Genomic DNA, 13,251 nt, shown 5'->3' with positions numbered 1-13,251 from the left:
GCGGCCGAGTGCGGGCCGCCTCCCACCCGGTAGCCGGTAACGGAGCACTGCTCCGTTCCCGCCTCTTCCCGTCTCTCCAGGTCACCGATCTTCTGTTACCTCGGTTACACGGCCGTCATTTCGATTTTCACTTGCCGATCCGTGTTCGACCAGCACAGTCAACTGTGCGTGGCTCAACCACGTGAGTGGCTTCCGAGCCGCGCCGTCCGGACTCAGTCCCGGGCGCAGTACAACCCAAAAGGAGGTGTGCCATATGGCACGCCCGGACTCCGGCGGTCTCATCCGCTGGGCAACAGAGTCGGACCCCGACGGGCCCGACTCGTCCCGCATCACCCCCGTCCACCTCGGACGGGAGCGCGCCCTGATCACGCCGAACTGGTTGTGGTCGCCCGAGCCGGTGAAGGGTGCTCTCGGGCACCTGGACTTCGGCGCGGGCAAGATCACGACCAAGGCCGGCCGGAAGGTCGGGGACCTCGTGAGGGGTCTCCAGCTGACGGTCGACCCGGGCACCGTCGCGGACGAGAGCGTCGTCTACGAACTCCGGTTCAGGAAGGACGGCTCCGCGTACGTGCAGGGGGCCTACGCCGGCTTCAAGCTCGGCAACGCCTTCGACCACGTGCTCATCCTCGGCGAACCGGACAAGGCCCTGGCCGACAGGCCGGAGATCGTGTCCGTCGTCATGGGTGGCTGCAACGGCAGCAGCAGGGCCACCATCTCTACCGACCCGGAAGGCCGGCGGACCTCGTTCCAGCTCGGCTCTCACGGCGCGGAAGGGAACGTGGGCGAGTTCATCACCTCGGCCGGATTCGTCCGGGAGCTCTCCTTCTACGAGGAGAACCTCGCGCGCCTGGCGGCCACCTTCGCCGGAAACGTGATGGCGCACGCACCGGAGAACCTCCGGTGCCCCAAGGTGATCGACGTGCCGCAGAGGGCCTACTGGACCTACCTGCTCCCGGCCATGCAGCAGGAGCAGACCTCGGCCAGGGCCTATCAGCGGTGGTGCGAGGAAGCCACCAGGCGATGCCGACAGGGAAGCGACCGCACCATGGAGATCCTTCGGGAGGTCCAGGGTGACCGGTTCGACCCGGCGGACATCGTCGACCGTGACGAACTCGCACCGCTCGACGAGGTCCTGGTGGGCATGAAGCCGGGGCGCCACGCCCCGAGCCTCCAGGTCCTGGTGGACACGATGCGGAACTCGGGGGACGAACTCTGGAACCTGATCCTCGACCCGGAACTCCGGACGAAGGTCAAGTTCGCGGGCAAGTACCTCGAACCGGAACTCCGCACGGTCCAGGAACTGTGCGGAGCCTCCTACGTGGTGGCGGTGCTCCGGCAGATGCTGGTGGGCGCCGTCATGTCGGTCAACGACTACGTGGAACAGACCATCGAGCACTTCGTGCAGGAGTGGACCAGGGTCCTCACCGAGCACGGCAAGCTCACGTTCCGCGGCGGTTCGTTCGCCGTCTACCCCTTCTCGCACTTCGTCCCCCTCGAGCAGGGGGCCGTCATGTACCGCAGCGACCCGGGACGTGTCGTGTCGGTCAACGACCGGCTCGGCATCTCGGGGCTCTACCACGGGATGTGGGTCGACCCGGTCGACCTGCTCCCGGAGAGCTACCTGCGGTAGTCGCCTAGCGGCCACCGAAGGGAACCACCGTCTCCGGTGGAGCGGCCACGGCCGTTCCACCGGAGGCACCCACGCTTCCTCCTGCCGGAGGAAGTGAGCACACCGGTGCCCCGGTGGGGACGGCTGACGCCGTTCCCACCGGGGCATTCCGTTTTCCGGCCGCGTGGTCGGCCCCCTCGTGGGGGCGGTTGCCGTTTCCCGTCCACTTCGCACGGTCGTCATTGCCTGCCGAGTCCTCGGGACCGGCAGATCCCGTCTCAACGGAAAGCGAGAACAGAATGTCCAGAACCGAATCAACCCGGGCACGTAGGGCCCGGGTCCTGTCGGCCGCACTGGCGTGGGTCTTCGTCGCGGCGACCGTGCTCCACGTCCCCACGGGGCGGACCCTCCAGGGCGTGCACATCGCCTTCAGCGTGATCACGGCGGCGACCGGCGTCACCGCCCTGCTCTTCCTGCTGGCGCTGCGCCTCCCGTGGCTCCGCGAGCGCGCGGACGTCCCGCGGGTCAAGGAGATCGAACTCCTCGCGAGCTGGACGAACTACCGCAAGGAGATCCTCCGTCTCGCGTTCTACCCCACCGTGGCCGTGTTCCTGCTGCTGTGGGCGTTCGACGCGGTGGTCGTGCCGTTCATCGTCTGCGTGATCCTGCTCTACATCGGGACCGCGCAGACGGTCCAGTCCCTGCGCCGGACGTGGCGCGGGTATCACCACCCCGTGCTCGGCGCGGCGATCGGGGGCCTCTTCACCGCCTCCTTCAGCCTGACGGGCGTGGGCGCCATGGCCCTGACCACGTTCCCGGCCTGGCAGGTCGTCATCCCCTGCGTCATCGCGGGGGTCGCCACGTTCGCCGCCACGATGATCACCCTCTGGGCGGTCCCCGCGGCGGAGGACTGACCGCGCGCTGCGAGGCGCACCCAGTGAGCCGGGCGGGGAGGAGCCGTTCTCCCCGCCCGTCTTCGCTCACCGCCGGCTCCCGGCCAGCCGCGGGGCGGGAACAGCGGACGGTCGGGAGGGACGACCGATGACGAGTGGGATGCGATGAGAAGCGATCAGCCGGACTACTACGAACTCCTCGGCGTGGAGCGGACCGCGACGCCGGAGGAGATCACGCGGGCGTACCGCAGGGCGATGCGCGCGGTGCATCCCGACGCCAGCGGCACCTCCGGCCTGTTCCGGCTGGTCAAGACGGCGTACGACACGTTGAAGGACCCGGCGTCCCGCGCCGCGTACGACGCTCGCGGCCGGACGGCCCCGCCCGAGCCGCCTCCCTCCCGGCCGGAACCCGACCCGGCCCCCGATCCCGAGCCGCGGCCGGGGCCAGGTCCGAGGCCGGGGGCGGAGAGCGGGGGACGGCGGGAAGGCGCGGGATCCGGAGGCCCTTCCGGCACCCCGCCGCCCGGTCCCTCCTTCACGAAGCCGCAGGCGCCCCCGCCCGGTTCCGCCCCGCGCGTCCGCCCCCGGTTCGGCTCCCACTGGTACCGGGTGGCGGCCGTCGCCGCATGGACGGTGGTGTTCCTGGTCGCGGTGTTCGCGCTGTGGCCCGCGGGGCTTCCGCTCGGGTTCCTCCTCCTGGTGGCCTTCCCCGTGGTCGCCATGCCGCTCATCGCGCTGGAGCCCACGCTGCGGTCCCTGTCCTGGCTCTGGGCCGTGTGCGTGCTGACGTTCGCCGGGGGCGCCGTGCTCGCCGCCGCCGAGACGAAGGGCGGCGCCTTCTGGACGCTCTGCGGCGTGCTGCTGGGGCTCGCCGTGGGGGGCGCGGGACTGGCCGCGGCGCCGCACCTCGTCCGGAAGGGCCGCGAGCTGGACCGGCTGATCGCCCCCGAGTCGCTCGACTACCAGATCTTCAACGTGCCCGGGGCGGGGCTCGACCACGACCTCTCCCGGCAGGTGGTGGCGCGGGAGAGCGCCGCCGGGCTGGAGCGGCTCGCCCGGCTCGACGGGGTCCGGATCGTGCACGCGCTCACGGCGCCGCGGCCGTCCGGGCAGGCGGTGCACTATGTCGAGCACGTCGTGCTGCGGGGCGACCGGCTCGCCGTCGTCATGGCCCGCCGCTGGCCCGCCGGGGCCTACGCCTGGACGGGCAAGGGCGCGCTCACGGCCATCGGGCGCCCGTTCCCCGGCGGCGACACCGGCATCGGCGCCGCGGTGAAGGAGATCCGCAAGGTGGTGCCGCGCCGCGTGCGGGTGCGCGGGTTCGTCGCCGTGCTTCCGGACGATCCCGTGCGGTCGTCCCAGGCACGGTTCCCCGAGCCCGAGTACGGCGACCTGCTCGCGGGCTCCCTGGAGCAGGTCAGCGAGCGGATCGCGGCCTGGCTCGGGGAGAGCGACCCCGTCGTCGACCGGCGCGTGCTCGCCGCGCTGCTGCCCCACCTCCGCCGCCCCTGAGCGATCCCGCCTCCGCCGTCCCGGCAAGCCGGGCGTCAGCAGATCGGAGCGCGGCCTCCGTCGGCGCAGAGCCGCTCGACGGCCTCCGACACCGTGCGGACCGGCACGACCCGCAGGCGGGTGCCCTCGGCCGCCGCGACCGCGGCGGACCGCTGCCAGATCGGCACGAGGAACACGTCCATGCGCGCCTCGACCGCCGCGCGCACCTTCTCGGGGACGTCGCCGACGCCGGTCACGGTCCCGCCGAGTCCGATCGCGCCGGTCCCGGCGACGCGGCGCCCGCCGGTCAGGTCGCCCGGGGTGAGCGCGTCGAGTCGGGCCAGCGCCAGGATGAGCCCCGCCGACGGCCCCTCCACCGGGCCGAGGGGGTAGGCGGTGACCGAGACGGTGGGGCCTGCCACCGTCCCGGCGAGCCGGCCGACGGGGAACCGCCGGACCTCGGCGCTCCCCCACGCGTCGCCGGACAGGTGCGGGACGACGAGCACGTGCACGGTCGCGCGCCCGGCGACCGCCGTCTCCAGGTCTGCCGGTGCGCGCAGCGGGGTCAGACGGTCGGCGGTGCCCGCCGCCAGGAGGACGTCGCCGGGGCGCAGGCCGCTTCCGGCGGCCGCCCCGCCGACCGCGCTCACCTGCAGGCCGGCGGCGCTCACCGGTGCCCGCCCGGCGGCGAGCTGGGCGGCGACCAGCGCGGCGTGCGTCTGCGCGGTGCTCATCGCGTCGGCGCCCGGCGCCGGAGCGGCGCCGCGGCCCGGCCCCGCGTCCCGGACCAGGCGTTCCCCGGTGAGTTCGGCCTTCCCCCACTGGAACCAGTTGCTGCGCTGCACGCGGGCCGTCAGGACCGACCAGGACCCGCCCTCCGGGCGGCCGACCTGGATCGCCGGCCCGGGACCGACCCGGTTGTACGGCGAACCGCTCATCCCGAAGACGCTCAGGACGACGACGGCCGCGACCACGCCGTACAGCACACGGCGCCCTGCCGGCACCTCGGCCTGTTTCCTGCCACTCCGGATGGCTGTCGCACCCCCGTTATCATGGCGCCATGGCGCGGATCCTGGTGGTAGATGATGATGCGCGTCTCGTGAAGCTCGTGTCGGGACTGCTGCGCAAGCGCCACTACCAGGTCGAGTCGGTGGCCAACGGCGAGCTGGCCCGGCTGGCGCTGCGCCGGGGGGACATCGACCTCGCACTGCTGGACATCAACCTCCCCGACATCGACGGGCTGTCCCTGATCGACCAGCTGCGCGACCAGGGGAACACCACGCCGATCATCCTGCTGACCGCCCGCTCCGAGCCGCACGAGCAGGCGCTCGGGCTGCGGCTGGGCGCGGACGACTACGTCGTCAAGCCCTTCCACCCGGAAGTGCTCATCGCCCGGATCCAGGCGCTGCTCCGGCGCAGCGCGGGCACCATCGCCCGGCACGCCGGCGAGACCCGCGGCGACCTCCTCGACATCCCGCCGGTCCGGGTCGACTTCACCGCCCGGCAGGTGTTCCGGGAGGGAGCGGAGGTGCGGCTGGCCCCCATGGAGTACGCCGTCCTGGAGTTCCTGGCGGTGAACCGCGGCCGGGCGGTCTCGAAGGAGGAGATCATGCTGCACGTGTGGGGCACCGACCGGGGCGTCTCCCGGACGCTGGCCGAGCACGTGTCCCGGCTGCGCCGCAAGCTCGGCGACGGCGTGATCGTGACCCGGACGGGATTCGGGTACCTCATTCCGGCGGCTCCTGAGGATTCCGCAGCCACAGCTCGGTGACCAGGACGTTCTGCGCTTCGAGCCGGCACCACATCTGGTCGCCGTCGGACTGCATGGTGGCCCGCCACCGGGCCAGCCCCAGCTGATCGCCGACACCGCTGGTCACGCGGGCCGGCCACGGCAGCCCGATCCGGGCCCGCATCGACTCCAGGTCCGACCGGGTCAGGTGCCGGGCGACCGACCGCACCGTGTGGACGATGAAGTCGCCCTGGTCGCGGGCCGAGACCTGCTGGTGGGCGAGCGCGCCCAGCAGGGCGGAGTGGGTCCGGACGGTGTCGGCCACGATCCGGTCCGCCTTCTCGCCGGGCGAGCACGCCTCCTCCAGGTCGGTGAGCAGCCGGGCGAGCCCGTCGATCGCCGAGCCGAGCAGCTTCGCGTCCTCGTCCCGGTTCCCGGAGACCGTCTCGCCGAGCAGCCCCGCGGTGACCGAGGCGATGGTGAGCTCGCCCGCCATCCGGTGGGCGAACCCCCGGGTGAACCGGTCGTGCCACAGCTCCGGCGGCGTCTCCCCGTCGTGCCCGATGATCACCGCGGACGCCGGGGTCAGCGGGATCGCGGTGAGCGAGCCGCTGGTGAAGACCGACCGCCAGGTCAGCGCCTGGCCGGCCGCGACGAGCGTCTCCCGGTCCAGGGTCCCCCCGGCCGGGCCGCTCAGATCCTCTACGCCGCAGGGCGGGACCCCCGCCCGGGCGTGCACGACCACCGGGACCACGGCGGTCGCCTCAGCCCTTCTCCGCGGCGGCCTTGTCGGCCACGAGCTGGTCGAGCGCCTCGCGAAGGTCGGTGCCGGTCTTGACGACCCGCACGTAGTGGCCGGTCAGCCGCCCGGCGAGCTGGGCGTTCAGGCCGCCCTCGCCGATGCCGCCGGAGAGCTGGTGCTCCTCGACGGCGACGATCGCGTTCCCGCGCTCGGCGAGCGCGTCGGTGACCTGCACCGGGTTCATGGCGTTCACCAGGAAGGCGGCCGGGTCCTTGGCGTACTCGATGATCTCCAGGCGCTCCCTGCCGTAGCCGTGGTTCAGCAGGTTCTGGGCGCCCTTCAGCCGGCTCGCGCCGCGGCCGATGCAGGCTCCCCGCGCGTCGACGCCGGTGACGGTGGGCGCCACGGCGATCTTCGTCTTGGTCCCGGCGACCCGGGCGATGGCCTTGATGACGACCTTGCCGTTGAGCAGTTCGTCGACGAACCCCGCCAGCAGGCGCTCGACGAGCTCGGGCGCCGTGACCGAGAGCATGAGCCGCTCGGAGCCCGGGTCCGCGCCGGCGGTGACGCCGACGACCAGCGCGATGACCTTGCTGCCCGCCGCCAGTTCGGGCGGGGCGGCCCCCTCGGGCAGGTCGAAGGCGTCGGCGCGCGGCAGCAGGGCGTCGCGGGCCTCCCCGGTCGCGACGTCATAGACGGCGCAGCGGAACCCGTCCGGGCCGCTCGACCTGATGTGTGCGGTCACCGTCGTCCCGACGAGCGGAGATTCGAGACCGAGATCGCTGAGGATCGTTTGCACCGTCGTTCTTCCTTTCGTTGGCAGACGAGGCCCGTGGCCTCGCCTGTTCCTACCGCAGCCTAAGCGCCTGCCCCCTGCCCTCTAGAGTCCGTCGGTTCCGGAATCCGCAACCCGACGCGGGGAACTGGTTCGGCGTTCCCGCTGCCGGCACACCGCGTGTACACCAAACGACCATCAGCGGGGCAACAGCTGATCCATAGAAGGTCAATTTTCTGTCAACGAACTTGTCGGGGGGATCCCTCTCCGGACTGTCGCGCGCCTCCCCGCGATGCGCTCAACTGCGATCTTCCGCCGGCGCCCGGCCGAGCGCGCGTTTTCAGCGGCCGAGCAAGTGTCTCGCGACCGTCCGAACGGCCTGCGAACGTATCAACGATCTGTTTCAGTTCCGACCGTTCCCGGTCCGTTCGGCATCGAACGTGCATAGCTACAACTCCAGCCTCGCATTCCCGACTAGCCGAGGGAGACGGATGGACAGCGAGCAGCCAGGGCGTGGTGAGCGCCCCACCGCCGACGAGTTCCGTACCCGCAACGACGAGCTCTTCGCCCGTCGCCACGAACTCCAGGAGCGCCTCGCCGCGCTGCGTGCGCGGGCCGACTCCGGCGAGATCGACATGCTCTCGGAACTGGTGCTACGGCGGGTCGAGCGTGAGTTCGACGACCTCACGCTGGAAATCATGATCGCGAACTTCGGCCTCGTGCGCCGGTACGTCACGATGTTCACGTCGAAGTCCAGCGAGCACATCGAGGACTTCGAGAGCGCCGGCAAGGTCGGGCTCCTCTGGGCGATCGCCTCCTACGACCCCAACCGCGGCCCCTTCGCCAGCTGGGCGTTCAAGCCCATCCAGCGGGAGGTGCTGCGCGCGGTGCGGGACGCCGACCACCCCAACCTCAATCCCGGGGACTTCGAGAAGCGCCCGGCCATCCTGGCCGCCGAGCGGGCGTTCCTGGAGGAGGCCGGGCCGGACGCCCCGCTCGACCACGCCGACATCGCCCGCCGCGCGGGCGTGACCGAGGCCCAGGTGCGCCGCGTGCTCGACGCCCCCCGGCTGGACAGCCTGCACACGGTCGCGGGCGGTCCGGGCGAGGACGACGTCGCGTGGGAGGACCGGCTGCCCGACGCGTCCCCGAGCATCGAGGACGAGGTGATGCTCCGCTTCGACCTGCGCGCCCTCAGCAGCCGCGGCTTGCCGTTGCTCGACCCCCGCGAACGGTACGTACTGACGCGCCGGTTCGGACTGGACGGCGAGCCGGAGCAGGCGTTGCGCGTCATCGGCGAACGACTCGGGCTGTCCCGCGAAGGGGTGCGGCAGATCCAGCAGAAGGCGCTGGCCAAGCTGCTCCAGCCCGTCGTCGAGACGCCCGAGGGCGCCCGGAGGATCGAAGGACGGGCAGGATGAACGACGGACGGGAGCACGCGGGCGGCCCCGGCGCGGGAGCGGCCGGCGGCGCCGGGGAGGCGTCCTCGTGGGTCATCATCGATGACACCGCGGACGCCGCCGAGGAACCCGCCGCGGCCCCGCCGGCGGCCGGCGGGAAGTCCGCCGCCCCCGAGTCCGAGCAGCCGCGGCGCGACGCGGAGCCCGCGCAGAGCGACCCCTGGGCCTCGCTCGGGACCTGGGACTCCTGGAGCGCCGCCCCGGGGGCGCCCACCGAGGCCCCCGGCGGAGACTGGAGCGGTCCCAACTCCGCGCCCGGCTCCTCCGCGCCCAGCGCGGCGCCCGGCGGAACCGGCGCGAAGGCCGCCGGTTCCAAAGCCCCCTCCGGAAAGCGGAACACCCGTCCCGCCCCGTCGACGAACCCGCCGCGCTCCCAGCAAAGCGTCCCGCCGCGCTCCCAGCAGAACGTCCCGCCGAGCCCCCAGCAGAACGTCCCGCCGCGCTCCCAGAACAACGTTCCGCCAAGCCCGCCGCAGAACATCCCGCCGCGCCCCCAGCAGAGCGTTCCGCCAAGCGCGCCGCAGAACATCCCGCCGCGCCCCCAGCAAAGCCTCCCGCAAAGCCCCCAGCAGAACTTCCCGCCGAACGCTCAGCACGGCGTTGCCCCGAACTACGGCGTCGCCCCGGCTCCCAGCGCGCCGACTCCCAGTGCGCCGCCGAACCATGGCGTGCCGCCGGGTACGCCGCCCGGGTCGCCCTTCGGCGCCCCGGCGAGCGCCCCGCACACCGCCGCCCCCGGCGTCGGCTACCCGCCCGCCAGCGCGCCCGGTGCGGTGCCCGCGGCGCCGCCTCACGGCTTCCCCACGGCCGGGGGCGCGTACCAACCGGAGCCCGCCGCGGGCTGGGCGCCGGCCGCCGACCAGAACGGCGCCGCCGGCACCCCGCAGAGCGGCTGGTTCTTCGAAGAGCACACCGACGACGTCCTCCCGGACGAGGCGCCGGACGAAGCCGCAGGCGCGGTCCGCCGCTCGCGGTCCGGCCGGCTGCCGGGGCTCGGCGGCGTCGACCTCATGCCCACGCTCATCACCCTCGTCATCACCTGCATGAGCGTCCTGCTGGTCGTCGCCTCGCTGATGTGGCGTCCGGAAGTGCCGTAGCCGGTCAGGCCGGGGCCGCATGCCAGAGGCCCCGCATCGTCTCCCGCGCTTCCTCCGCCGCGCCGAAGACGCGCGGAGCACGGTCCAGGACCGCTTGCAGGTCCCGTGCGGAGCACACCCACACGCCGTCGGCAGTGGTGAACGGCCGATTCCGCATTCCCGGCACGCACACGACCGCCAGGACCGTCCTGCCGCCCAGCTTGCGGGACAGCCTCCGCGCCTGGTTCGCCGCCTGCCGGACGGGGTCGCCGTGCAGCACGCGCTTGCCGACCCGCATGGTGCCGCCCTCGGCGGAGACCCGGCCGTGGCCCGTCTTCACCTCGATGGCCGCGGCCCCGCAGCCGCGGGTGAAGACCACCGTGTCGCAGTCGCCGCCGCGGGAGCCGAGGACGAGCCCGTAGGCCGCCGCGACCGAGTCCGTGCGCCGGACGGCCGCGCGCACCTCGCGCTCGGACCGCGCGCCCACGGCCGACCGCCGGGCCTGCCCCAGGGCCCGCGTTGCGCGGATCCACGCGTACCCGCATCCCGCCGCCGCGGCCACCCCGGCGACCGCCGCCGACACTCTCAGCGCACCGCCGTCCAGGAGCAGCGCCCCCAGAAGGGCGCCCGCGGCCGTGAGAGCCAGCGTGGCGGCCCCGGCGGCGTAGAGAGACCCCCGGGTCCGGTGGCGCCACATCTGCCGGGAGACGAAGTCTCCGGCCCGTCCGACCTCGTACATGGATCTCCCTTGGACGCTCACTCCGGGGCCGCGGCTCAGGCCCGCGCGCGGAGCCGTTTGCGGCGGGCCTGTTCGGCGTCCGCACGGCGCGGCGTGGGGCGGCCCTTGGAGTCCTGCGCGCCGCGCGCCTCCCCGCCGGCCTCGCGCGCGCCGCCCCGGCGCTTCCGGACGTTCTTCAGCGCCCTGAACCAGGCGACGCCCTGCTCCGACCCGTCGCGGACCACGTCCCGGACCTCCCGGGCGAGCCGCCGGACGAGCCGCCAGACCGCCAGCGCCATGCCGGCGATCATGAAGTTCAGCACCGAGGCCAGCCCGGCCACCTGCCCCCAGGCGGCCGCCTCGCGCACCCCGCACCGGCCCGTGCTGAAGAGCCCGCCCGGGCACTCGCTCGGCACCAGCACCACGAGGGCTCCCGCGGCCCCGGCGAGGGCGCACAGCGCGGCGGCGGCGGTGAACCTGCCGATCGTCTTCTTCCAGCGCCGGTGGAGCCGCACGTTCAGCCGGACCACCGCGGCGGCGGCGACGCCCGCCGCACCGGCGGTGACCACGTCCCCCACGTCGAACGTGACGACGTCCCCGGCCTGGAGGATGAGCAGCCCGATCGAGAGGCCCGCGAGGACGAAGCCGAGCAGCACGATGATCGAGGACTCCAGGGCGACCGCCAGAGGGTCGATCCGCCGTTCCCGCGCCTCGTCGTCCGGCCGCGCCTTCTCCTTCGGCCGCTCCTCGCCCTTCGGGCGCGCCTCGTCCTTAGGACGGCGCCGCGGCGGCCTCACACCGTTCCCCTCGTCCCCTGCGGGCCGCCCAGCGGCATCGTGACCGGCACGCCGTGCGGCGCGGGCGGCTGGTAGCGGTCCAGCTCCTGCTTCCGCATCGGAATGATCACGTACTCGACCCTGCTGGCCGGCTTGTTGACCCGCAGGTACCCCTCACCGGTGCCGAGGGCGCGCAGCTCCTTCGGGAAGACGATGTACTGCTCCTCCCCCATGGCCTGCAGGTTCTGGGTGTGGCCGTCCTGGCCGACGCGCTCGCTGAACTTGTTGTTGTCGCGCATGCCGAGGAAGTCCGCGCACTTCTCCGCGGCCTCCGGGGACGACTGGGCCATGGCGATCAGCCAGTTGATGTTCTGGGTGAGGCGCGACCAGTCGTCGCCGTCCTTGTCGATCCAGTCCGTCGGCCCCTGGGTGCAGAGGATCATGTTGAACAGCGCGGACCGGACCCTGGACAGCATGTTCATGGCGATCTCGCGGTCGATGAAGTTGGCCTCGTCCACCACGATGAGCCGCGGCTTGTCCTTGGGGGCGCGGCCCTGGATCCGCTGCGCGGCGTACACCGACAGCCGCTGCAGCGCCGAGGAGGACAGGATCTTCGCCATGTCGGGCTGGCCGAGGGAGTTGAGCCCGATGTAGGTGAGCCCCTCCCGCCGGACGTCGATCATCTGGCGGTCCTGCCCGGGGACCAGGATGCGGCGGCCCGCGCCCGAGTCGTACAGGCCGGTCAGCTTGGTGCCGAAGCTCGCCGCCGAGACCCCCTCGTCGCGGGACGGCCGGAGCACGTTGGTGTAGCGCTCGGTGCAGTGGCCGAAGCCGCGGACCCCGTCGATCGCGAGGACCTGCTCCTTGACCGCGCCCTTCATGTTCTCGCCGTGCTCCATGATCTTGCCGATCTCGAGCATGTTGGGCGGCGCGAAACGGTCCGGCGCGACCTCGGCGGCCTCGTGCAGCATCTGGACGACCTGCTGGAGGACCTTGCGGTTCAGCGCCTGCCAGTAGGCGTCGTCGAACTCGACCATCGTCATGATGGTGTCGAACGCCTCGTCGGCGGACATGCCCGCGAGGGCGTTGAACCAGAAGGCCGGCTGCTCGTCGCCGAGGGCGATCTCCTGCATCGGCATGCGGTGCGCCTGCGCGTAGGCGCGCAGGAAGTCGCGCAGGCCGCCCGGCTCGGTGTCCTCCTTCATGTCGAGGACGGTGACGTCGAAGCCCATGTCGAGTGCCGCCCCGATGATCCACATCAGCGTGACGGTCTTGCCGCTGCCGGTGGAGCCGACCACGGCGCCGTGCATGCCCATCTCCTGGGTGCTCAGAAACACCGGCCGGTCGTTGGCCCCGAGCCCCAGGGGGATCGTCTTGGCCTTGATCGGCGTCTTCCTGGCCTTCTCCGTGGCGTAGGGGCCGTGCACCGCCGGGATGTCGGCCACGGTCACCCGGGTGGCCACCCGCTTCTTCAGCATCTCCCGCCGGCCGTCCCGAGGAGTGATCGGGTCGTCGACGAGCTCCTTCTGCCGGAACCAGGTGCCGTCGAACAGGTCGACGAACTTCTTCTTCTTGCGCAGGAAGGACGACAGCCCCATGATCACCGACCCGCGGGCCCTGCCGACGATCAGGCCGAAGAGCCCCGCGAGCACCGCGGTCAGCGACAGCAGCACGGTGACGGGCACCTTCCCGGGCTCCCCCGGGCCGAAGTCGGCGAAGCTGGCCAGCCAGTAACCGTAGGCGTACGCGTTCTCCTTGGCCCGCAGGGCGAGCCCCACCACACCGGCCAGCGTGACGATGGCCCAGTCCCGCCGGGCGAGGAAACGGCGCAGCGGGATGAGCAGGACCCAGGCGCAGAGAGCCGGGATGAGCACGGCCAGGATGACCGCGAACACCAGCAGGACCACGGTGGGGAAGACATAACCACCACCGACCAGGTCCGTGGGTCTGTCGTCCGGCCTGCCCCTCGAGTCCGCCATCGT

At 72.6% G+C, this 13,251-nt stretch carries 12 protein-coding genes; 6 read left to right on the top strand and 6 right to left on the bottom strand.

The features are described 5' to 3' along the window. Positions 1–253: 253 nt before the first annotated feature. The 3 genes from ABWI04_RS29480 to ABWI04_RS29470 all read left to right on the top strand — a co-directional run bounded on the left by ABWI04_RS29480 (position 254) and on the right by ABWI04_RS29470 (position 4,014). Entirely contained in the window at positions 254–1,630 is a 1,377-nt protein-coding gene (locus ABWI04_RS29480; RefSeq protein WP_345177108.1) for a hypothetical protein, read from the top strand. A gap of 278 nt (positions 1,631–1,908) precedes the next feature. Continuing rightward, positions 1,909–2,523: a hypothetical protein gene (locus tag ABWI04_RS29475; protein WP_353834488.1), complete on the top strand. Its 615-nt coding sequence runs from the start codon at positions 1,909–1,911 to the stop codon at positions 2,521–2,523. 144 nt (positions 2,524–2,667) lie between these two features. After that, complete coding sequence (locus tag ABWI04_RS29470) at positions 2,668–4,014, top strand: J domain-containing protein (RefSeq protein WP_345177104.1); 1,347 nt, start codon at positions 2,668–2,670, stop codon at positions 4,012–4,014. 35 nt (positions 4,015–4,049) lie between these two features. Here the strand turns inward: ABWI04_RS29470 and ABWI04_RS29465 are convergent, their stop codons facing one another. Then, positions 4,050–4,997 (bottom strand): S16 family serine protease, encoded by a 948-nt coding sequence (locus ABWI04_RS29465; protein ID WP_353834487.1) that lies wholly within the window; start codon positions 4,995–4,997, stop codon positions 4,050–4,052. Positions 4,998–5,053: 56 nt separating this feature from the next. Here ABWI04_RS29465 and ABWI04_RS29460 point away from each other — a divergent pair, with 56 nt between their 5' ends. After that, positions 5,054–5,764 carry a response regulator transcription factor gene (locus ABWI04_RS29460; RefSeq protein ID WP_345177098.1) on the top strand — a complete coding sequence of 237 codons (711 nt, stop codon included), beginning with the start codon at positions 5,054–5,056 and terminating at the stop codon, positions 5,762–5,764. Here the strand turns inward: ABWI04_RS29460 and ABWI04_RS29455 are convergent. Beyond that, the gene (locus tag ABWI04_RS29455) at positions 5,721–6,476 is read right to left on the bottom strand and encodes a hypothetical protein (RefSeq protein ID WP_345177096.1); all 756 of its coding nucleotides are present in this window, start codon (positions 6,474–6,476) and stop codon (positions 5,721–5,723) included. The two genes, ABWI04_RS29460 and ABWI04_RS29455, sit on opposite strands and share 44 nt — an antisense overlap. 10 nt (positions 6,477–6,486) lie before the next feature. After that, positions 6,487–7,263, bottom strand: a complete 777-nt coding sequence (locus ABWI04_RS29450) for a hypothetical protein (RefSeq protein ID WP_345177093.1) — start codon at positions 7,261–7,263, stop codon at positions 6,487–6,489. A gap of 467 nt (positions 7,264–7,730) precedes the next feature. Between ABWI04_RS29450 and ABWI04_RS29445 the strand changes: the two genes are divergently transcribed. Then, complete coding sequence (locus ABWI04_RS29445) at positions 7,731–8,660, top strand: sigma-70 family RNA polymerase sigma factor (protein WP_345177092.1); 930 nt, start codon at positions 7,731–7,733, stop codon at positions 8,658–8,660. Further along, on the top strand, positions 8,657–9,796 hold the full coding sequence (locus ABWI04_RS29440; RefSeq protein ID WP_345177089.1) for a hypothetical protein: 1,140 nt from the start codon (positions 8,657–8,659) through the stop codon (positions 9,794–9,796). The genes ABWI04_RS29445 and ABWI04_RS29440 overlap by 4 nt, the downstream gene beginning before the upstream one ends. Positions 9,797–9,800: 4 nt before the next feature. On the opposite strand, the gene ABWI04_RS29435 is transcribed toward ABWI04_RS29440, so the two are convergent. Genes ABWI04_RS29435 through ABWI04_RS29425 form a run of 3 tightly spaced genes read right to left on the bottom strand, consistent with a single transcriptional unit; the run spans position 9,801 to position 13,248 of the window. Next, positions 9,801–10,514 carry a nuclease-related domain-containing protein gene (locus ABWI04_RS29435; RefSeq protein WP_345177087.1) on the bottom strand — a complete coding sequence of 238 codons (714 nt, stop codon included), beginning with the start codon at positions 10,512–10,514 and terminating at the stop codon, positions 9,801–9,803. 35 nt (positions 10,515–10,549) lie between these two features. Continuing rightward, on the bottom strand, positions 10,550–11,290 hold the full coding sequence (locus ABWI04_RS29430; RefSeq protein WP_345177085.1) for a hypothetical protein: 741 nt from the start codon (positions 11,288–11,290) through the stop codon (positions 10,550–10,552). After that, positions 11,287–13,248: a helicase HerA-like domain-containing protein gene (locus tag ABWI04_RS29425; RefSeq protein WP_345177082.1), complete on the bottom strand. Its 1,962-nt coding sequence runs from the start codon at positions 13,246–13,248 to the stop codon at positions 11,287–11,289. Before ABWI04_RS29425 ends, ABWI04_RS29430 begins: the two co-directional genes overlap by 4 nt. Between the last annotated feature and the right edge of the window lie 3 nt (positions 13,249–13,251).

It is taken from the genome of Actinomadura sp. NPDC000929 (assembly GCF_040492065.1).
In the GTDB taxonomy this organism is placed as follows: Bacteria; Actinomycetota; Actinomycetes; order Streptosporangiales; family Streptosporangiaceae; genus Spirillospora; species Spirillospora verrucosospora.
The sequence above is the reverse complement of the archived record's forward strand: the minus strand, read 5'-3'. Positions and strand labels throughout refer to the sequence as shown.

Bases quoted from the DNA above. Each gene is read 5' to 3' on its own strand.
- ABWI04_RS29435 (WP_345177087.1), bottom strand. From the start codon at position 10,514: ATGTACGAGGTCGGACGGGCCGGAGACTTCGTCTCCCGGCAGATGTGG.
- ABWI04_RS29440 (WP_345177089.1), top strand. From the start codon at position 8,657: ATGAACGACGGACGGGAGCACGCGGGCGGCCCCGGCGCGGGAGCGGCC.
- ABWI04_RS29480 (WP_345177108.1), top strand. From the start codon at position 254: ATGGCACGCCCGGACTCCGGCGGTCTCATCCGCTGGGCAACAGAGTCG.
- ABWI04_RS29460 (WP_345177098.1), top strand. From the start codon at position 5,054: ATGGCGCGGATCCTGGTGGTAGATGATGATGCGCGTCTCGTGAAGCTC.
- ABWI04_RS29425 (WP_345177082.1), bottom strand. From the start codon at position 13,248: ATGGCGGACTCGAGGGGCAGGCCGGACGACAGACCCACGGACCTGGTC.
- ABWI04_RS29445 (WP_345177092.1), top strand. From the start codon at position 7,731: ATGGACAGCGAGCAGCCAGGGCGTGGTGAGCGCCCCACCGCCGACGAG.
- ABWI04_RS29475 (WP_353834488.1), top strand. From the start codon at position 1,909: ATGTCCAGAACCGAATCAACCCGGGCACGTAGGGCCCGGGTCCTGTCG.
- ABWI04_RS29470 (WP_345177104.1), top strand. From the start codon at position 2,668: ATGAGAAGCGATCAGCCGGACTACTACGAACTCCTCGGCGTGGAGCGG.